15 protein-coding genes are annotated in these 20,425 nt (G+C 47.4%); 8 read left to right on the top strand and 7 right to left on the bottom strand.

Going from position 1 to position 20,425, the window contains the following annotated elements:
• Positions 1-137: 137 nt before the first annotated feature.
• Complete coding sequence (gene coaA / locus AC3WTP_RS13125) at positions 138-1,058, bottom strand: type I pantothenate kinase (RefSeq protein ID WP_492395065.1); 921 nt, start codon at positions 1,056-1,058, stop codon at positions 138-140.
• 387 nt (positions 1,059-1,445) lie between these two features.
• Between coaA and AC3WTP_RS13130 the strand changes: the two genes are divergently transcribed.
• The 6 genes from AC3WTP_RS13130 to AC3WTP_RS13155 all read left to right on the top strand — a co-directional run bounded on the left by AC3WTP_RS13130 (position 1,446) and on the right by AC3WTP_RS13155 (position 9,375).
• Positions 1,446-3,233, top strand: a complete 1,788-nt coding sequence (locus AC3WTP_RS13130; protein WP_492395135.1) for an ABC transporter substrate-binding protein — start codon at positions 1,446-1,448, stop codon at positions 3,231-3,233.
• Between the two features lie 112 nt (positions 3,234-3,345).
• The gene (locus AC3WTP_RS13135) at positions 3,346-4,356 is read left to right on the top strand and encodes an ABC transporter permease (RefSeq protein WP_492395066.1); all 1,011 of its coding nucleotides are present in this window, start codon (positions 3,346-3,348) and stop codon (positions 4,354-4,356) included.
• Position 4,357: 1 nt separating this feature from the next.
• Complete coding sequence (locus AC3WTP_RS13140; protein WP_492395067.1) at positions 4,358-5,194, top strand: ABC transporter permease; 837 nt, start codon at positions 4,358-4,360, stop codon at positions 5,192-5,194.
• A 2-nt stretch (positions 5,195-5,196) separates the two neighbouring features.
• Positions 5,197-6,207 (top strand): ABC transporter ATP-binding protein, encoded by a 1,011-nt coding sequence (locus tag AC3WTP_RS13145; protein WP_492395068.1) that lies wholly within the window; start codon positions 5,197-5,199, stop codon positions 6,205-6,207.
• Positions 6,194-6,994 (top strand): ABC transporter ATP-binding protein, encoded by an 801-nt coding sequence (locus tag AC3WTP_RS13150; RefSeq protein ID WP_492395069.1) that lies wholly within the window; start codon positions 6,194-6,196, stop codon positions 6,992-6,994. The genes AC3WTP_RS13145 and AC3WTP_RS13150 overlap by 14 nt, the downstream gene beginning before the upstream one ends.
• A 410-nt stretch (positions 6,995-7,404) precedes the next feature.
• Positions 7,405-9,375, top strand: a complete 1,971-nt coding sequence (locus AC3WTP_RS13155; protein WP_492395070.1) for an endonuclease MutS2 — start codon at positions 7,405-7,407, stop codon at positions 9,373-9,375.
• Positions 9,376-9,455: 80 nt separating this feature from the next.
• On the opposite strand, the gene AC3WTP_RS13160 is transcribed toward AC3WTP_RS13155, so the two are convergent.
• A complete protein-coding gene (locus tag AC3WTP_RS13160) occupies positions 9,456-10,430 on the bottom strand; it encodes a cation diffusion facilitator family transporter (protein WP_492395071.1) in 975 nt (324 codons plus the stop codon).
• Positions 10,431-10,499: 69 nt separating this feature from the next.
• Positions 10,500-11,849, bottom strand: coding sequence for a hemolysin family protein (locus AC3WTP_RS13165; RefSeq protein WP_492395136.1), 1,350 nt, complete (start codon positions 11,847-11,849; stop codon positions 10,500-10,502).
• A gap of 224 nt (positions 11,850-12,073) precedes the next feature.
• On the opposite strand from AC3WTP_RS13165, the gene AC3WTP_RS13170 reads away from it, so the two are divergent.
• Positions 12,074-12,847: a DUF1836 domain-containing protein gene (locus AC3WTP_RS13170; RefSeq protein ID WP_492395072.1), complete on the top strand. Its 774-nt coding sequence runs from the start codon at positions 12,074-12,076 to the stop codon at positions 12,845-12,847.
• Between the two features lie 114 nt (positions 12,848-12,961).
• Positions 12,962-13,774, top strand: a complete 813-nt coding sequence (locus tag AC3WTP_RS13175; protein WP_492395073.1) for a class I SAM-dependent methyltransferase — start codon at positions 12,962-12,964, stop codon at positions 13,772-13,774.
• A 90-nt stretch (positions 13,775-13,864) separates the two neighbouring features.
• Here the strand turns inward: AC3WTP_RS13175 and AC3WTP_RS13180 are convergent, their stop codons facing one another.
• The 4 genes from AC3WTP_RS13180 to AC3WTP_RS13195 all read right to left on the bottom strand — a co-directional run bounded on the left by AC3WTP_RS13180 (position 13,865) and on the right by AC3WTP_RS13195 (position 20,358).
• Positions 13,865-16,375: a glycoside hydrolase family 38 N-terminal domain-containing protein gene (locus tag AC3WTP_RS13180; RefSeq protein ID WP_492395074.1), complete on the bottom strand. Its 2,511-nt coding sequence runs from the start codon at positions 16,373-16,375 to the stop codon at positions 13,865-13,867.
• Between the two features lie 53 nt (positions 16,376-16,428).
• Positions 16,429-17,409, bottom strand: coding sequence for an ROK family protein (locus AC3WTP_RS13185; RefSeq protein WP_492395075.1), 981 nt, complete (start codon positions 17,407-17,409; stop codon positions 16,429-16,431).
• 20 nt (positions 17,410-17,429) lie between these two features.
• Positions 17,430-19,274 (bottom strand): class I mannose-6-phosphate isomerase, encoded by a 1,845-nt coding sequence (locus tag AC3WTP_RS13190; protein ID WP_492395076.1) that lies wholly within the window; start codon positions 19,272-19,274, stop codon positions 17,430-17,432.
• Between the two features lie 124 nt (positions 19,275-19,398).
• Positions 19,399-20,358 (bottom strand): helix-turn-helix domain-containing protein, encoded by a 960-nt coding sequence (locus tag AC3WTP_RS13195; RefSeq protein ID WP_492395077.1) that lies wholly within the window; start codon positions 20,356-20,358, stop codon positions 19,399-19,401.
• Between the last annotated feature and the right edge of the window lie 67 nt (positions 20,359-20,425).

Raw genomic sequence — 20,425 nt, forward strand, 5'->3', positions numbered from 1 at the left:
CCCCTTTATGAGAATTAATGTTCCTATTCATTAGAACAGAAGGGGAATACAGCAACAATCTTTCCGAAAAGATCCTAATATAAAGATGGGGCGTGTCTCTTGGATAGAGTAATCTATCCAAGAGACACGCCCCGTTATTATTTGCGGAGCATAATTCTCTCTACGCGGTGGTCCTCACCCTTGCACAGAATCAGCTTGGCACGGGATTTCGTAGGATAAATATTTTGCTTCAGATTCACATGATTAATGCTCTGCCATATATCCTTAGCGATCTGCACAGCATCCTCCTTGTCGATCTCGGTGAAGCGGTGGAAGTAGGAGTCCGGGTTCTGAAACGCCGTTTCTCGCAGCAGTAAAAATCGTTCCATATACCAATGCTCCAGCTCTTGCTCAGGAGCGTCCACGTAGATCGAGAAATCGAAGAAGTCGCTAACGAATACGCTCGCCGCCTTATTGACTTGCAGGACGTTAATGCCTTCGAGAATGAGAATGTCCGGCTTGCGGATTACAATCGTTTCATCCTCTACGATGTCATAAACCAGATGAGAGTACACCGGCGCGTGAACTTCTTCGCAGCCTGCTTTGACATCTGTCAGGAACTGAATGAGCTTCTTCATATCATAGCTTTGCGGGAAGCCCTTCTTGTTCATGATGCCTCGTTCTTCCAGCACTCGATTCGGATACAAGAAGCCGTCTGTCGTTACAATATCAACGCGCGGATGATCCTCGCACTGTGACAAGAGCGCCTGCAGCAATCTCGCAGTGGTGCTCTTGCCGGCAGCCACACTTCCTGCAATTCCAATGATATAAGGGACATGCACTTCATCCTGCTGCATGAAGGCGGCTGTATCCGCTCTTAATTGCTTGGCCGCAGCCACATGAATTTGTATGAGCTTCGTTAATGGAAGATACACTTCTTCCGCCTCATCTATTAAAATGCGCTCATTCAAGCCTAGTAAGCGTTCGAACTGTGCAGAGGACAGTGACAACTGCATGTGATCGTATAGTGTTGCCCATTGATTCCGTTCCAAGGTTAGGTAGGGACTGAAGGATTTCATAGATTAACCTCACATATTTAAGATGAACAGCATGAATTATTCGTATAGAAGTCCATTATCATTATAGGATCTATCTGTGTGAAACAGTATGACAGAATTATTATTATCTAGCAGCATAGAATTGTCAAACGGTTAGCCGTGCAAGAAAGAAATAGAAGTCTAAGGCAAGTGGATCCGTCATACAATTCGAGTAGGTGAGAAGGCGTGTATTGTTATCGCTGATTATGATTATAGCGGCTTACGCTTTTATGTGAATGTGCTCATTATCTAATATTTTGTAACCGCTATCATTTGATACTGCGACATAAGAACACACGCCAATGAACAGTGAATGGAGGGATTCTATTGAAGCTTAGAAAAGCGTTCATCCCGATATTGGCAAGCTTCATGGCACTGTCGATACTAGCTGGTTGTACCAGCACAGCCACGCCGCCTCCTGTCAGTCAGCCAAAGGAAGAGAAGAAGGATACAACACAGCAGCCGACTACTCCGACGCCGACACCTGCTCCAGATTCAGGAACGGTTAAAGAAACGCCGAGGAACGAGACTTTGTATGTGAACGGTATTCAATGGGGACCGCCGTCGAACTTCAACTTATTGAGCGGCAACCCATCTTTTCCAGTAAACTATGGCAACTCTAGAGAGCTGGTATATGAGACTTTGTTCATGATCAACCAGCTAGACGGCGCGCTTGAGCCGTTATTAGGCACTAAGTATGAATGGACAGATGAGATGACGCTGCGAATTGAACTGAATAAGGATGCGAAATGGAGTGACGGCAAGCCGTTTACGTCAGACGATGTCGTTTATACCTATTCATTAGGTAAAAAATACGATATCAACTGGAGCAGCTATTGGACTTACATTCAGGAAGTAGTGGCGGACGGCGCTAATGCAGTTCTAATTAAGCTGAACCCTGCTAATCCGAATAAGCTGACCGTGCTGGACAGTATCGAGATACTGCCTATGATGCCGAAGCATATATGGGAAGAGATTGAGAAGAAGGCTAACAATGATCTTGCGGCGATCCGTCAAGAGGTTAATCTTAACCCTGTCGGCACAGGCCCCTATAAGCTGCTGTTCTTCAACGACCAGAAGATTACGATTGAACGAGACGACAATTATTGGGGTAAAGCGTTGTTCGGCAAGCTGCCTGCTCCAAAATATATCACGCACGTCGTATTTAAGGATAATGCTTCTGGAGATCTAGCCTTCAAGAGCGGTCAGGTCGATATGTCCCAGCAGTTCATTCCGCAAGTGGCGAATATGTGGAAGGACGGCGCTCCTGTAAAAACGTATCTGAAGGAGCCTCCGTATTATGTTCCTGGATCCATGCCTTCGATCTTCTTCAATATGGAGAAGGAAGGGCTGAATAATGCGGATGTGCGCCGAGCGATTGCAATGAGCATCGACTATGACAAGATCGCGGAGCTAGCGATGAGCGGATACTCTGCTAAGATGGAGCCTTCCTTAACGCTCAATACGTCTGCTGAATCCAAGTATGTGGATCAAGCCGCGATTAAAGACTTGCAGTGGACGACGGATGTGGATGCTGCTAATGCATTGTTGGACTCGATAGGAGCTAAGAAAGGCGACGATGGCATTCGCGTCCTGAATGGCACACGTCTAGGACCATATGAAATCGAATGTCCATATGGCTGGTCGGACTGGAACGCGGCATTGGAGATCGTCGCACAGAACGCGAAGAAGATCGGCATCGAGATTCGGACGAAATTCCCGGAAGCGCCAGTATGGACGAATGATCTGCAAACCGGCAAATTCGACATTATCATGAATACGCCTGCTGGCGGCGTAAACCCGAGCCAGCCTTGGGATCGTGCAAGAACGATTATGTATTCCAAAGGAGTCGCGCCTGTCGGCGAGATGGCGTTTTGGAACTGGGGTCGCTATAAGAATGACAAGGCAGACGAAATTATTGATAAGATCCCAACGATCTCTGATCAAACAGAGCTGAAGTCGCTGTACACCGAGCTGACTCAAATGTGGCTCAAGGACATCCCGTCCATTCCGCTCATGTATCGTCCATGGGTATTCTACACGGTTAATGAATCTGTGTGGAAGGGCTTCCCGGTAGAAGGTGACGGCAGCAACATTCCTCCGCAAATTGTAATGGATGGTGCGGGCATCAAAGCGTTGTACCAGATTCACAACTAATTGCACAGCGATAAGGCCTGTATTTGGATGACTTCTGAGCTAACCCAGATATAGGCCTTTTTGTCACACGATCTGAGCCAGCACTAATCTACAATTCGGAGGAGTGTTGAATTTGAATGTCTATACCAAATATTTTATTAAGAAGTTTCTATGGTATTTTCTAACGTTCATGATTGCAATCAGTCTGAACTTTATATTGCCGCGAATGATCGAGGGCAATCCGGTCAGTATTATCGTCACGAAAATGACAGCTGGGATGACAGACAGCGATACGATCAAGCGAGTATATGAAACATTCATTCAGGAGTTTGGCGTAGATAAGCCGATAGGTACTCAATATCTCATTTATTTGAAGAATCTATTTACAGGCGATCTAGGCACCTCATTCGGTCTATACCCGAAGAAGGTAACGGACATACTCGCTTCCGCTGTACCGTGGACAGTGGCGCTGCAGCTGCCGGCTATTCTAGTTGGATGGATACTGGGCAACATTCTGGGGGCGGTAGCCGCTTATAAGAAGGGGATCTACGACAAAGTCATTTTTCCAGCCGCGCTGTTTGTCAACTCGATCCCATTTTTCACATTAGCTATCATCATGCTGTTCATCTTCGGCCTTACCTTAAAGTGGTTTCCGCTGTCCGGCGGCTACGACTATCAGATGGTGCCTCAGCTTAGCTGGGAATTCATCGGCTCCGTTCTGCGTCACCATACACTTCCATTTCTATCGATTGTCTTCGTTACGATCGGCGGGCAGGCCATCGGGATGCGCGAGATGTCTATCTATGAGCTGAATTCCGATTATGTGCTCTACAGCAAGCTGCTTGGCATTCGGGATTCGAAGGTTGCAGGCTATGTGTTTAAGAATGCGATGCTACCGCAAATTACAGGTCTGGCTCTGTCCATCGGCACGATGGTTGGCGGCTCTCTGATTGCGGAGATTGTGTTCAGTTATCCGGGCATCGGAACGTGGCTGTTTACGGCGATTCGCCAATTAGATTATCCGTTAATATCGGGCTGCACGCTGTTAATCGCAGTTGCCGTACTGCTCGCCAACTTCACGATTGAGATTGTATATGGCTTCATCGATCCGAGAATCAAGGCTGCGCAAATGGAGGAACGCTGATATGAGTCATTCCATTCGTATCTTACTGAGATCTCCGAAGTTTGTTATCGGGACGGCCGTGCTTCTTATGATGTTCGGATTTGTCACCGTGTACCCGCTGATCAATACGAATGACCCGCTGGAAATGATCGCGCTCGCTTTTCAACCGCCTAATGATGACATGCTGCTGGGGTCTGACAACTTTGGCCGCGATGTGTTTCTGGAATTGGTCTATGGAATCAAAACCTCGATAAAGGTCGGTTTAATAGCAGGCATATGCGCCACTATTATAGGTCTCATTATAGGCTTATGCTCAGGCTACCTCGGGGGATTAATTGATAATCTGCTTACAGCGGTAACGAACATCTTTATCGTCATTCCTTCCTTCATCATTCTGATTCTAATCTCCGTCAGTATCGATTCCCGAAGCTCACTTGTCACGGCGATCATCATCGGCATCACGAGCTGGCCATGGACAGCGAGAGCGGTACGCGCGCAGACGATATCGCTGCGGAACAGGGATCACGTCAACATCGCGAAAATATCAGGCCATAATACTCCGAGAATCATCGCGTTTGAAATTCTTCCATACATCGGGTCATACATTGTAATGGCATTTGTGCTGCAGACGGCGTCTGGCATTCTGTCGGAAGCATCGATCTCGATGCTCGGACTAGGGCCGTACAATACGATCTCACTTGGCATCTTGATGAACTGGGCATTAGTGTTCGAAGCGCCAGTTGCGGGGGCATGGTGGGCGTTTATACCTGCTGCGATGTCGATTGCCGTTATTACGTTCTCGCTCTTTCTCATGAATACCGGAATGGATGAAATCTTTAATCCAAAGATAAGGAGCTAATTATGAGCAAAGCGATATTGGAAGTGATCGGTTTAAAGACCTATTATCGAACCCGGCATAAGGAAAATGTGTACGCGGTGGATGGTGTTGACTTTGTATTGGAAGAAGGCCGAACACTTGGGATTGCTGGAGAATCCGGCTGCGGCAAGTCTACGCTGGCTTTGAGCCTGATGGGGTATTATTTTCCGCCGCTGCATTATAACAGCGGCTCCATTGCTATCGATGGAGTAGACATCATGCAGTTGGATAAGGAGCGATTGCGGACGCAAGTGCTAGGCCGTGAGATCGCTTATATTCCGCAAGCGGCGATGAATGCGCTAAATCCGACGCAGAAGATTATCCGCTTCATCGAGGATATCATGAAGGAGCATCAGCCTGAGCTGACAAGAAAACAGGTGTGGGAGATGGCCGCGGAGCGATTCGAATCGCTGAATCTATCTGCGAAAGTGCTCAATTCTTTCCCAAATGAGCTGTCAGGCGGGATGAAGCAGCGAACAGTCATCGCGATATCGACGATACTGAATCCTAAGGTACTGATCGCGGATGAGCCGACTTCAGCGCTCGATGTAACTTCACAGAAAGCGGTCATTAAGCTGTTGAAGGAGCTACTGGACCGGAAGTTCATCAAGTCGCTCGTCTTCATCACGCACGAGCTGCCGCTCCTATATCATGTGACGGATGACATCATGGTCATGTACGCGGGCGAGGTCGTCGAGCATGGCACAGCGAAGCAGATGATATTTGATCCGCTGCATCCATATACGAAGAAGCTGATGGGATCCATCATCGTGCCGGAAGCAGGGATGAAGGGCAATAAGCTGACCGCGATTCCTGGGGCTCCGCCAAACCTCAAGCTCAAGATTGGAGGCTGCAGATTCGCCGATCGCTGTATGTATGCGAGATCTGAATGTAGAGAAGCGAAGATCGGGCTGAAGCGGGATGACAATCGAAGCTATCGATGTCTCTTCGATACGGATACGCTGAGGGAGTGGTATAACATTGAGGAGCAATAAAGTATTGATCAGCGGCAATAAAATATCGAAAACATTCGGCTATGGCAAGCAGAAAACGCTCGCGGTCAGCGATGTTGACTTTCAGTTCCATGAAGGGGAGATCGTCTCGATCGTAGGCGAGAGCGGAAGCGGCAAGACGACGCTTGCCAAGATCATTATGGGTCTGCTGAAGGAAACGAGCGGCATCATTGAATATAAGGGCAAGCCAAGACTTCTCACCAAGCATGCGGAACGCAAGAAGTACTGGATGGACATTCAGGCGATCTTTCAAGACCCGTTCTCGTCATTCAACATCTTTCATAAGGTGGATAAGCTGCTGCTCGATTGTATTAAGCTGCAGGGGCTGAAGCTGACGAAAGAGGAGCAGCTGCATAAGCTGAAGGAGGCTTGTTCGTTCGTCAATCTCAAGTACGAGGAGCTTCACAATAAGTATCCATTTGAGCTGTCGGGCGGGCAGATGCAGAGACTGATGATCGCACGCATCTTCATCCTGCATCCCAAGGTGCTGATCGCCGACGAGCCAACGTCGATGGTTGATGCTTGTTCGCGATCAACGATTCTGGATATGCTGCTGAAGCTGCGAGAAGACAACCAGATGACGATCATCTTCATCACACATGATGTGGGTCTGGCTTATTATGTGAGCGATTCGATCTATATCATGGAGAAGGGCAGAGTAGTAGAGAGCGGCAGTGCGGAGGATGTCATTATGAACCCGCAGCAACGTTATACGAAGCAGTTAATCTCCGATGTGCCGAAGATTCATGAAGAATGGGACTTGGCGTAAGAGTTGAAAGTGAAAGTGGAGTTTAGGACTGAACATGGTGAACAGCTGCATTGACTTTACGGCAGTAATTTACATATAATTAGTTTATCTGAATTAAGGGAGAGTTTTTGATGTCGGTGAACGTTCTTAACTAATCAATTCAATAGCGAGATTCTGTTATGCATTTGTTTTCAAATATGCGTCTTTAGACGTTTATTTGTTGTACGTGCAAACAGCTCTTGCGAATTTAGTTAAGAACAGCGGATATCCATTAATGCCCTAGATAAGATCTTGTCTATGCGCCCGTCATCCGTGCTGTCTTCAGCACGGTTTTTTTATTTATACGGGTTGATAGCAGGTTTATTTCAAGGCAAAGAATGACGGTAAACGTTATTCTTTGCCTTTTTTTTATTGAAAAAGGAGTGATCACATTGGATCAACGTACATTGCAGCGCTTGGAATATGACAAAGTAAAAGAAAAGGTAATGAACTATGCGCTCTCTTATGCGGGTAGACAGCATATTGAACAGATGCAGCCGTTGACTCAGCTGAAGTCTGTTCAGCATGCCCTTGATGAAACGACTGAGGCGACAGAGATTCTGAAGTATGGAGCAAGCGTACCGATTCCTTCGCTTCAAGGCATCGATACGATTCTTGACTTGTTAGGGACGGGGTATATATTCAGTGAGCAGGATTTCTCGAATCTGTATATGTTTCTCAACAGCTGCGCGCAATTGAAGAAGTACATGGCTTCCAAGGCGCAGCTGGCGCCAGTAGTCAGCAGCTACGCGACATCCATGCATGAGCTGGCATCGTTAAAGTCGGAGATTGAGCGCTGCCTGCGCAATGGGAGAGTTACGGATGCCGCCAGCAAAGAACTGAACAAGGTGCGCAAGAAGATGGCGATCATCGAAGATCGCATTAAGAGCCGCATTCAAACGCTGCTATCGAAGCACCGCAGCATTATGCAGGAGCATCTCGTAAGCTTGCGCGGTGACCGCTATGTGCTGCCGATCAAGAAGGAGCATCGCAAGCTCGTAAATGGCAGTGTGCTGGATGAATCGTCCAGCGGCCAGACGGTCTATATTGAGCCGAGCGAGATCGCCCAGCTGCAGCATGAGCTGATCGCGCTGCGCTCAGATGAGGGCAGAGAAGAGCTGAAAATTCTAGGCTATCTGACGGAGCTTGCGGAGCAGTCGCAGCATGAGCTGCTCCTTAATGTAGAGACAGTCGGCGCCTATGACTTCTTGTTCGCGAAGGCGAAATATTCGCATGGGATTGGCGGCAATCCGGTTCAGCTTAATGATCAAGGGATCGTCGATATTCAAGGCGGGACGCATCCGCTGCTCGGAAGTAAAACAGTGCCGCTCGACTTCCTGATCGGCTCTAAGTATAAAACCTTGATCATAACGGGACCGAATACCGGTGGGAAAACGGTGGCGCTGAAAACGGTAGGCCTATTGACCATGATGGTTCAATCCGGGCTGCTTGTGCCGCTGAAGAAAGAGAGCATGCTCTCGGTGTTTACGCAAGTATATGCCGATATTGGCGACGAACAGAGCATCGAGCATTCACTGAGCACATTTTCCGCGCATATCCGGAACATGATTGACATCTTGAAGATGGCGAATGCTTCAACGATGGTGCTTATTGATGAGATGGCGTCCGGAACTGATCCAGGAGAGGGAGTGGCACTGTCCATCGCGATGCTGGAAGAGCTGTATCGCAAGGGCGCAACCGTGGCTGCGACAACCCATTATAATGAGATTAAACACTTTGCAAGCATCGCGCCAGGTTTCGAGAATGCGCGGATGGAATTTGATTCCGAAACGTTGAAGCCTCGGTATAAGCTGCGCATCGGCGAAGCGGGTCACAGCTACGCATTTTTGATTGCGCAGAGCTTAGGGATATCGGCAGACATCATTCGCAGAAGTGAGGAGATTGCGAAGAGCAGAGGCGGAGAGCAAGGCAGCCTTGATCATTTGGTGCCGGAGGTCCAGCCTTACGAGAACAATATGCGGTCAACCACTCCGAAAAGTGCGAATGATCAGGGGGCTAAAGCAAAAGCTAAAGTTGAAGCTGAAGCAGAGGCTGAGGTATGTGCAGAAGCGGTTAAGCAGCTTGAGATCGGGGACTGTGTTTATGTCGCTTATTTGAAACGAACAGGAATCGTATTTGAATTAGCGGACAACCGCGGCAATGTTGGAGTCATGATTCAGAAGCAGAAATATTGGATTAATCAGAAAAGGTTAACGCTCTATATCGAGAAGAAGGAGCTGTATCCTGAGGATTACGACTTCGATATCATCTTTGAGACGAAGGAGAATCGCAAGAAGAAGAAGCTCATGCAGCGCAAGCACGTCGAGGGGCTGTCGATCGTTCGTCAGAAAGAGGATAGATAGAGCAAGCGCAAAAACCTTCAACACACGTAAAAGGGAGTCAGTCCCAACGTGGGTTGAAGGTTTTTATTATCGGTATGATGTTAGTGCACTAGTTTGGACTTCGTATTCCAATTGTCTACACCATCGTCTTCAATGATGCCAATGGTCACATCAGAGATATCATGATCATTCAGCAGTACAGCCTTAATTCGACCAGTGATCATCCCAGCCTCTGCTAGAGATAAACCTTTGCGGAGCTCGATGTATGCCTCTAAATGATAAGTTCGACCTTCCTGTAAGATTCGCATGCGACTAATGTCCCTCACGTCTGGATCTGAGAAGATGAGCTTGGTTATTCGATCTTCGATGTCAAGCGGAGCAGCTACACCGATCAGTCCAACCATGTTGTCATAACCGACCTTATAAGCTACAACCATCATCAGCAGGCCAATCATGATCGTAGCGAATCCATCCAATATGGTTAAGCCCGCGACCTCAGCAAGTACGATAGCTACAAGAGCCAATAGCGCCCCGAGTGTTGCCACAATGTCCTCGTAGAATACGAGACGAGTAGGAGGGGCTGCACGGCCGACGTTCTTGAACGCGGCTGGAATCAATTGCAATCCCTTCGCATGAACGCGAGCGTCTCTCATGATCTCCTTCATCGCTTTATACAGAATGGAGCCGTCGATCAGTGCGGCGATCATCAATATGATAAAGTTCAGCCAGAAGTTAGAGGCTTGCTCTGGATGCTGGATCAGCTTGATACCCTTAAGCACAGTTTCGTATGCCATAATCGTGACTACGATAACGGCTGCCATGCAGAATAAGTGAATGATGCGGCCGAAGCCGGTAGGAAAACGCTTAGTAGGTTTGCGTTCGGCCAGGATACTGCCGAGAAATACGAAGCTTTGATTGATCGCATCCGCGATCGAGTGCATGGCAGAGGCAAACATCGTTCCGCTTCCGCTAATACTCGCGGCGATTGCTTTAATAACGGCTAGCCCTGTATTTCCTAGAGCTGCGATAGCTGAAGAGGTATTTCCTTTTTTAATAGCTGCCCATAGCTTCGTCACAGTAACGTCTCCTCATATGAAATTGGCTCTGCTACAAAATAAGGACACTCCTTGGAGTGTCCTTATTAATTAAACTTCTGCGGTTATCTCTGGTGTAGGCTCACTGTCAAGTATGATGACTTCGATTCTCCGAATGCGATTCTTACTCATATCCCGAATGATGATCTTTACATGATCATATTGAATCTCGGTGCCAAGCTTCGCATCATGTTTCTGACTAAATACCCAACCGCCGACGGTATCTACCTCTTCATCTCCAAGATCAAGACCTGTCATGTCACAGAACTCGTGCAGTGGAACTTTGCCGTCGATCAGATAGCTGTTATCGTTCAGCTTCTCGATGTCTTTCCGTTCATCAGAGTCGAATTCATCACGAATCTCACCGACGATCTCTTCCAATATATCTTCAATCGTGATGATACCGGATGTGCCGCCGTATTCATCAACCAAGAGCGCGATATGAACCTGCTCCTGCTGCATGCGTTTCAACAAAGACTTGACCGGAATGACTTCCGGAACCGTTAATATGGGATGAACCAACTTCTTAAAGTCGAAGCCTGGATTATTATCATATTCCAAGAACAACTGCTTCGTGTTGATAATACCGACGATATTATCTTTGCTTCCAGTTGCGACAGGGAAGCGAGTGTACTGCTCTCTGCGAATGATGGCCATATTCTCATCAAGTGTGTTATTTGTATATAAACATACCATGTCCATGCGTGGTACCATAATTTCTTTAGCTAGCATTTCGTCAAATGCAAAGATACGGCTAACATATCCATATTCGGTATTATTAATCTTACCGCTCTGGTAGCTCTCAGATAATATAATCTGGATCTCTTCTTGCGAGTGCGCTTCTTCATGTTCGTTAGCTGGCTTCATACCAAAGATACGAACAATCATGTTGGCAGAGCCGTTCAGAACCCATATGAATGGATACATGACTTTGTAGAAGTAGATAATCGGCTTAGCAGTAAATAAACTTATTGCTTCAGCTTTCTGAATAGCGACTGTCTTAGGCGCCAGCTCTCCAATCACGACGTGCAAGAACGTTACGGAAGCGAAGGCGATGACAAAAGACAACAATGTACTGATCTCAGTTGGAATGTTCAAGCTAATGAAGAGTGGCTCAAGAATTTCCTTTACTGTAGGCTCTCCTAACCAACCAAGTCCCAACGCTGTAATCGTAATACCCAACTGACAAGCTGATAAATAACCATCCAGATTGCTCGTAACACGTTGAACCGCGAGGGCATTCTTTCGTCCCTCAAGCACTAACTGATCCACTCGACTAGAGCGGAGCTTAACGATTGCAAACTCGGTTGCTACGAAGAAAGCGGTTAACACAATTAATACTGTTATTAAAAATAAATTCAACCATATCCTACTGTCACTGTCCAACAATTCGACTACCATCCCTTTGCTAATAAATTTAGGTTCATATGAACTAATTCTACGAACTAATACGGAATTATACAAATGATTTGCATGAGCATTTACGTTCATTGTAGCAACATAAACGTACGTAATGATCGTAAGAACCTGCTTTTTCATCAAATCTCTTGCCTTTACATACATTTTTGGTCGATGCTATGATAGAGTTCATATGAACTTGTAATATGTGTAAGGAGGGAAGCATAATGGAATCCTTTACGCTTGCCCGCAGAGAGATGTCATCGTTATTGCTGTCAATGCAAGGAACTTACGATCAGACGCCTATATCCATACTTCAACAAGCGTGGACCGAGAGCCATCAACAGGCTTGTCAGAAGGGCGGTTCACTTCCAGCATTTTTATCAACTGAGGTACCGCATATTATAGAGAAGATCATACAAGGCAACAAATTCAATGGCTTCTCGCTGCATGAGATTGCTGATCTAGGCCACTTAATCGAGCATTCGAATCTCTCGATCACTTCGATACAGAATTGGGTAAAGAGAGACTTCAAGGATATGTTCGATACGATTAAGGAAGGCAGGAAATATTCAATCCATCAGGCGGCGCTGCTCTACATCATCGATGACCTGAAGATCAATCTAGATTTCTTATCTATACGCAAGCTGTTTCAAGCACTGTTCTTTCCTCAGTTATCGAACCACACTTCATCCGAATTGATCGATCCCGTTCAATTCTATTATACGTATACTACTATGTTAGAAGAGTTGGATGCAAATCATGACCAAGTATTCGATAAGGCAGGACAACATTCAGTGTCGAAATCGCAGGATTCTCAGCTTGAGAGCATGGTACGAAGCTGCGCAGATCGCATAACACAGAACATGTCCCATATCACGAAGGCTCAGCAGAAGGTAGTGAGCAACGTGCTGGTTATCGCCGCACTATCGGTACAGGCGTCCTATCTCCAGGCGGTATCCAAAAGATACTATAATGCAACGGTTTTTCTTGATTTTTAGTCAGATTACGGAACAAAGATGTCATCCCTGTCAGGAGCTGTACTTTGTTGTTGTCTAAGCCTAGATGCACATGTATAATTGGATAAATTTACATTTCTGGGGGGCGCTGCGAAAATGGAACAGGTGATTCGCTATTATTCTACATTTGATGAATGGGGAAGGCTTGATCGCGAACCTCTTGAATTCATGGTCAATTGGCACCATATCAAGAAGCATCTCCCGACAGTCGGCAAGGTATTAGACAATGGAGCAGGACCAGGCAAATATTCGATAGAGCTTGCCAAGCTGGGCTATCGAGTAACTTTGGCGGACTTGACATCCAAGCTAGTGGATCAAGCTCATGACAAGGCGAATGAACTAGGGCTCATCAACCAGTTTGATGGTTTCTACGCGCTTGATGCCCGAGATTTGCATAAACTTTCGAGCGAGCAGTATGACGCTTCTCTGATGCTCGGTCCTATGTATCATTTGCAAACAGAAGAGGATCAGATTGCTGCCGTGAGAGAATTATATCGTGTAACGAAAATGAACGGCGTCGTCTATGTTGCATTCATGACTCGGATTCGAAAGGTGCAGAATGCGTTGATGTTTCCGAAGATGTGGAAGCCGCTTGATCGTATGGATGCTATAATATCTTTCATGGATGATGGGTGCTTCAATCATAAGGATGACGGACGGTTTACTGGAGCTTATTATTATCATATTGATGATATTAAGCCCTTTATGGAGAGCTGCGGGTTTAAGACATTGGATTTAATAGGATCGTCTAGCATAGCTGGACGTTTATCGGAGGATCAGTGGAATTATTGGAGAGAACAAGGTGAAGAGACGTTTCATCAATTGATGAAATTGATCTATGAATCGTCCTCAGATCCGCATCTGCTCGGAGTGTCCTCCCACTTGCTCTATATTGGAAGAAAGAAATAGGTTGGGTTCGATAAAAGTAAGAAGAGGGGATGTCTCACAAGTCGTATAACCGACTTATGAGGCATCCCCTTTATATAGGAAGATGATTAATTAGTTCGAATTGCCATTGACCCGATGAACGGTGAATCCACCTGTAGAGGCATGAAGGGCATGCAGCGCTTGTTCTTTGCTAGCAGGCTGCAGCATCTCTACTGCATATCTGAACTCGTAGAATCCGCCTAGAGTCGCTTTGAAGTTCGTTTCCCAATAGTTGGTGAGAATCCATGCATATGTTTCTGGCTTCAGATCCTCTGACTGCTGAGTATGAACATAGCGTTGGCTATGCTCTAGAGTTCCAAGCTGGAGCAGCGGTGTATCGGTCATTGAGAGCGCCAATACGCGTTGGTCAGCAGCGGAACGCCAGAATAGTCCTTCCTGAACAGCACTATAATCTAGGCATGTACCTGGAATTTGATCCTTCCACGGTCTTACAAGCGCTCCTGCTTTCTCTACGAACAATTCGGATTGTTCGCCTTGCGTGAATGGAAGAGCAACGTACACATTTTCCGGCATCCATACACTGTCTTTATGCAAACGAACGGATACTTCGACACGAGGCTTATTCGCATATACCTTGATAAAGAGAGCATAGTAGCTCATCCCTTTAACCTCATACTGAAGCTCCATAGTAGCGTACAATGAACCTTTCTCGAGTGTTCTTACTCGAGTGAGGCGGCCTACATCTCGCTGGACATTGATGCCTTTGCGATTGCGTCCCATTCGTGCGCGTGCGGACCACACTTGTACAGGATCACGATCATCAATTACAGGTGTCAGCTCGTAGATAGGCGAGAACGCAGCATAATTGCGATCTGCAGCTAACAAGTCACGCTGTTCTGTCTTATCGATCCACGCCGTAATTCCTTCACCAGCCAACCATTCGATTCGCACATATTTGGATTCAATCGAGCTCGATTTGATCGTGATCCCTTGATCATCGGTCTTCGTGCTGATCATATCCTCCATATCTTGTACGCCATCAGCGCCGATGAGAACGGTATTGGACGTCGTGAACATATGCCCTTGAGACATGGAACTAGCCTTATCCTTATTCGGTACGAGTTGAAGCGTACGTGCTTCGTTCGGTGCTAGAGTCAATTCGACGACAATCGAATGAGTGTTCTTCATCTGATACGGCAATTCTGCTCCAGTCGTCTCATCGATGACACTAAATCCGTTCTCAATCATCGTATGTTCCCAGCCGTCGAGATTCAGAGCGGCATGCTGAAGGGCAGTACCAGGCTCCGTGTTGATAACCTCGTAGCGCAGCGCGCGCTCTGGATACAGAGTTGCTCCGTTGCGAGCCAGAAGCACTTTATCGAGTGCGCGATGGACAAGCTCGCTTGCTTTAGAAGCATACGCTTGCTTGCGGATCTCAAGCATCTGCACTTGCGGATGCCATGGCTCGCCGATCGAGCTATGATAACCCCATGTATGTTCCGCATACATCGTCAATGCATTTGAAGCATCGTCCAATTCAGCAGGACTCACTACTTCAGCATTCGGGTCAAGGCGTTTTACTTTGCGCAGTGTGCGTTGCGCGTCACGATACATCTGAGTATGCATCGCTGTAGATGCTGCACCGTCAGACCACCAATCAGGCCAGTCGCCGCGATGTACAGGCAGTTCGGACAAGTCCTCCTGCTTCAAGCGGGCGAAGAACTGAGACAGCGTCGTCTGCTCGACCCGAATCTCTGTGCCGTGCTCCTTATTCCATGCTGCAATCCATTCCGCGATGCGCGCGTTTGGTGAAGCGTTGTCTGTACCGAGACCGGACAGCATCACAGGTACGAAGTTATATGGATATTGCTCCTGTTCCAGATTCCACAGGTAGCGGTTCATACGTTCTTCAGCGACCTCAAGATGACGCTCATCCGATTCCATGAGCACATGCTTGATCTCATCCTTGATCATGTATTTGCCCAATGCGTTCGGGCAGATACCGAGTTCGTTACCAATCATATAATGCTCTCCGTTCCAGACGAGGAGACGTTCACCTTCAGGTGTTTCCCACCAGAACGGCATTTGCTTGCGTCCTAGTGCATACATGCCGTGATGAGTATGGATACAGCTGAACAGATGCTTGATCTGATTGCGGATCAGACTTGAAGCGTAGCCCCAACCGTATCCGTTGATGTCGGCTGTCATCGCGCTGTCGATCTGATGACCGAAGGATTGAGCATATTTCTGAGCCAAGCTGTGATTGCGATTGAGCAGATCAATGTCTGGCAGCTCAGTCATATTCAGATAAGTGCCCGACAGTTCAATGTCGCCGCGCAGAATAGCTTGTTCAAACAGGGCTTTCTCTTCGCTAGTCGCTTGCTCAAGGAAGCGTTCAACTGCCCAGAATGTTTCACATGTCCAGCGGAATGGCTTCCACTCTTGCTTCTCTCCGCGATGCCCAGCGTCAGCGATACGAACTGCTTGGCGAATGAAGTCTACATGGAACTGCTCGATCTTCTCTTGACGCTCGGTATAACCGATGTCCGTGTGAGAATGATGAATAACGTAGATTGTCCAAGGACGGGACGGCTTAACCACTTTAGTTTGGTTCAAGGACATATAAGATAACCCCTTTATTCATAGTATGGATGCATATTTAGAATAGCTGTGAGTCAATATAGTTGGTCAATGCCGAGATATACCTGCTCCATACCGTCTAATATCGGCGAGATTGAGAGGGCTTCCATACCGATTGCTGCGTGCAAATCAGCAGCCCACAAGTCGAAGCTCTTGGCAATCTGACCGCCAAGCAGGATGCGATCGGGTTGGAAGGACGCAGCATACGGCTTCAGAAACTCACCAAGCCGCTGACCATAGTCTTGGAATAAAGCGACCGCTTTCATGTCGCCCGATTGCGCGGCTATTGCTAGGCCGCGCACATCCAGCTCGCTAGGCCGCAGACCATGTGCAGCGGCCATAGCGAGAATCCCGCGCCGGCCGAATTGGTCATCGGCAGGCGCTCCGCGGTAAGGCTCAGCGTACAGCATCCCGTTTTGCGGCACACCTCGCTGACCCGCGATGATCGTGCCGCAATCGATGAACGCTGAGCCAAGCCCTGTGCCGAGCGTAAGGCAGATCAGCCGCTCGGCAGGGTATTGCAGGCTGACGCCTAGGGCGAACGCAGTGGCATCGTTTTCAAATACGATGCCAGCCCCTGCAAGCAGGGGAGCCCACGGCTTAGCCTGCGGTAGAGCGGCTCTTCGCGCAAGCTCCTGCTTCAGCAGGTCCCTAACATTCATTCCATACAAGCTGTCATACTTGCCCATGCCTTGCAGAAGCGCGATTCCCTCAGGGTAATCGAACGGCCCTGGAAAAGCGAAGCCGATTCGAACTTCGTCTCGACTCCTATCGAGGGGAGTATGATCAGCGCAATACTTGTTGAGCAACGACTCAATCACATCAGCGAAACCGAGGATGATCTCTTGTGCCGACAGATCCGAAAATGATGGCTGAGTGAGCCTAGGAGCTGCCAGCAGTTGGCGATTCTCGAGCAGCGCCACTTTCAGATAAGTACCGCCAGCGTCAATCGCGATGGTGATCATTCTACCAGTTCCGCTGTTCAAATTAACATTATGCGATGGATCTGGTGTCATCCCGTGATGCTCCATACGCATCATCCCTTCCGTGCATGCCAATTGTGGGGCAGAAGCGGTGTATCCCAATCAGGCGATACGTTGGCGCGGACTAGGGTACATGGCTCGCCATTTACACTTTCAAGACGATAGCGGCCCACACTAGCTGGCACTATATACGCCTCAGCATAACCCCATTCTACAGAAGCTGCTTCGTTCGATTCTGGAACGAGCCGCACGCGTTGTCCTTCAACCAGGTTGTACATAACGAATTCACCCGCGGTATCATCAATCCAGCTATCTTGCAGATGAAGTCGGCGAACCTGGAATAACAGGTCATCGCGATGACCGATGATCTCTTCACGATTCGCTCCTTGAGTTTTGTGTACAATTGGCTGCTGGATCATGCCTTTTTTCGCAGCTGTCTCATTCATCTCGTCATTAATGTTTTGCGAAGCATGATCACGGTTGATTGGACGAGGCAAGCCATCGGCATCCAGTCGCAGATAGTCATAGATCTTGAAGGTAAACCACCATGTTGTCGATGAGATCTCCAACACCATATTGCCGGATCCGGAACAATGCACAGTTCCAGGAGGGATCAAGAACAGATCGCCTTTATTCGCATTCATTTCGTTTACATAAGCGTTCATATCAAGCGGTACTTTCTGAGAATGCGAAGCATCAACCGCGTCTAACAGCTGTTGGCCGCTTACGCCGTCCTGCAAGCCAAGATAGACTTTAGCGTCAGGCTTATGTTCCATAATGTAATACGATTCCTGCTGAGTCATGTGCTGATTGAATTCAGACTCCGCATATTCCTGACGAGGATGAACCTGCAGAGAAAGATTGCTTCCGCCAATCGTATCTAAGTAGTCAAAGCGAATCGGGAAGTAGTCCCCGAAGAGTTCAACGCTGCGCGATCCCATGACCGCTTCTGGTTCCGCTTCTAACAGCAGCGGGAAAGGCACCTCGATGAAGCCTTGTCCAACACTTAATAGCATCGTGTTCTCAGGAGCGATCGGCTCAAAGCCCCATGCACAGTTGGTCCATTCAGTAGGCAGGTCGCACAGCTCTTTCAAATATTGCCCGCCCCATATGCCAGGCGCGAAGAAAGGCTTAACTCGAAACGGCTGCTTTGCTGCAGCTTGCAGCATGCTGTTCAAGTCAGGAATTGTCATCCATACAGGCTCGTTCACGCGATTCAGATCCATATAGAATACGTTTTTGGCATCTTCCTGCGCGCACTTGTCCAACCATTCGCGACGATACGTTTCCCATACCGGCCACTCTAGGAAGTAAGCGGTCTTATAAGCCACAACGGAGTCTTTGGTAACTTCGAAGCCGAAGTTGCCCATTCCTTCCTTATGTCGACGTTGCTGTAATTCGCGTGAGTAATCAACGTAATAACTCAAGTTATAAGAGTAATCATTCAACCACAGCGCACCAGGTCCATATACAAGCTGGATGCCGCTTTTTTGCGCGTCCATTTGCAACTTTTGTGCCAAATCATGCTTCGCTTCTGCACGGAAGTAGTCAGATGGCTTGACATCAGCAGCTACATAGCCGAAAGCACGATTATCGGTTAGATAACGAGCGAATTGCTCGCGAAGCTCACCCTCCGATTTCGTGAATTGTCCAGTATAGAAGGATGAACACTGAATACCTGCTTGGGAGCAAGCGTCATTCAGTTTGCTGAAAAAGGCATCAAATGGTGCTCCGTGCGTACCATCCAAGATGACTTGAAACGGTTGATTACCGTTAGAAGCATGCTGATAATTACTAATAATATCGGATAATAGTTTCTCCCAGCCATGAAACATGTTCAACTTATTTGAATCGGTTTCATGAATGTAGTTTATAGGGAGCTTGTTAAAGGTTTGCATGTTGTTCCCCACAACTCCTCTCTATGACATGATACGATCACATTATAGAAGAAGCTGTGGAGAACGTATTTACAATAAGGAGAATCATTTTTGTACAATTAGGACATGTGATTAATTTCCACAACTAATGGTCCGGACTCTGATCCTGAGATTGCATCGAAGGAGCAACAGGAAACGATAAAGACCCTGAGCGGCCTTCTGAGAATTGGGACCGTCGAAACTTAGCAGGTGCTACACCGAGTTTAACTGTAAATACACGTGTAAAATAATGCACGGATTCGAATCCGCAGTAGGCAGCAATTTCTTTAATGGCTCTATTTGAATTTAGAATTAGGTCTGCCGCCAGCTGGCATCGCTGCTCTTGAATGTAATGGACAAAGGATTGCCGCTGATATTGGGAAAATAAGCGCGTTAAATGACGCGGTGATATGTTGAGATGACTCGCGACAAGCTTCAACGATAGCGGTTCGCTCAAGTTATCGTCTATAAAGAGCTTAGCTTGGTTAAACAATGCGACGCTCGCATGAACGGTTTGTGCAGCCTCGGACTCTTTCGTGTGAGCTGAATGGTTCGGGATAAAGGATAGCAGCAGTGACAAGGCTGTACTCTGTATCGCCATAGGCGGATAAGAATAAGGCTCATTAAACATGCTGACTAATGCACTCCATAAAGCGCCTGTTGATTGAGTGCTTACATCGGATATAATGGTCTTCTTCTGATTCATTAGCAGCTGATAACCGTTAAGGTAATATTCGCTGCACGCTGACTCGTCTGGTTCAAACGCAACATAGCATATGGCTAAACCGTTCTTGCTCTTGATCTGATGCCAGATTCCAGGCCGAGAAATAAAGCTTGTACCTGGCTTTATATCATATGTCTCGGTGCCTTCAGTATAAGTACCGTGCCCAGACATCACATAACAGGCCTCCAGGAAGGAGTGCCGATGACGTGCATTGTCATAATGCTCGGGCATGAAGCCCCAAAAATGAATGCGCAAGCTAAGATCTGGCGCACTTAATTGCAGCATTGAGCGGTTGAGTACTGCGTTCGCTCGTTTAAACGATGTATATAGTTCCATGCTCATCAAATATTCACCTTCAATTTGAATCTCTGTTAGATAACTGTTGCCCTTGTTCTAATGCTATGGTTCA

Source organism: Paenibacillus sp. EB106-04-04-XG159, assembly GCF_058791835.1.

Coding starts and splice junctions, on each gene's coding strand:
- AC3WTP_RS13175 (WP_492395073.1), top strand. CDS start 12,962: ATGGAACAGGTGATTCGCTATTATTCTACATTTGATGAATGGGGAAGG.
- coaA (WP_492395065.1), bottom strand. CDS start 1,058: ATGAAATCCTTCAGTCCCTACCTAACCTTGGAACGGAATCAATGGGCA.
- AC3WTP_RS13180 (WP_492395074.1), bottom strand. CDS start 16,375: ATGTCCTTGAACCAAACTAAAGTGGTTAAGCCGTCCCGTCCTTGGACA.
- AC3WTP_RS13140 (WP_492395067.1), top strand. CDS start 4,358: ATGAGTCATTCCATTCGTATCTTACTGAGATCTCCGAAGTTTGTTATC.
- AC3WTP_RS13190 (WP_492395076.1), bottom strand. CDS start 19,274: ATGCAAACCTTTAACAAGCTCCCTATAAACTACATTCATGAAACCGAT.
- AC3WTP_RS13185 (WP_492395075.1), bottom strand. CDS start 17,409: ATGACACCAGATCCATCGCATAATGTTAATTTGAACAGCGGAACTGGT.
- AC3WTP_RS13165 (WP_492395136.1), bottom strand. CDS start 11,849: ATGGTAGTCGAATTGTTGGACAGTGACAGTAGGATATGGTTGAATTTA.
- AC3WTP_RS13130 (WP_492395135.1), top strand. CDS start 1,446: ATGGCACTGTCGATACTAGCTGGTTGTACCAGCACAGCCACGCCGCCT.
- AC3WTP_RS13170 (WP_492395072.1), top strand. CDS start 12,074: ATGGAATCCTTTACGCTTGCCCGCAGAGAGATGTCATCGTTATTGCTG.
- AC3WTP_RS13195 (WP_492395077.1), bottom strand. CDS start 20,358: ATGAGCATGGAACTATATACATCGTTTAAACGAGCGAACGCAGTACTC.
- AC3WTP_RS13145 (WP_492395068.1), top strand. CDS start 5,197: ATGAGCAAAGCGATATTGGAAGTGATCGGTTTAAAGACCTATTATCGA.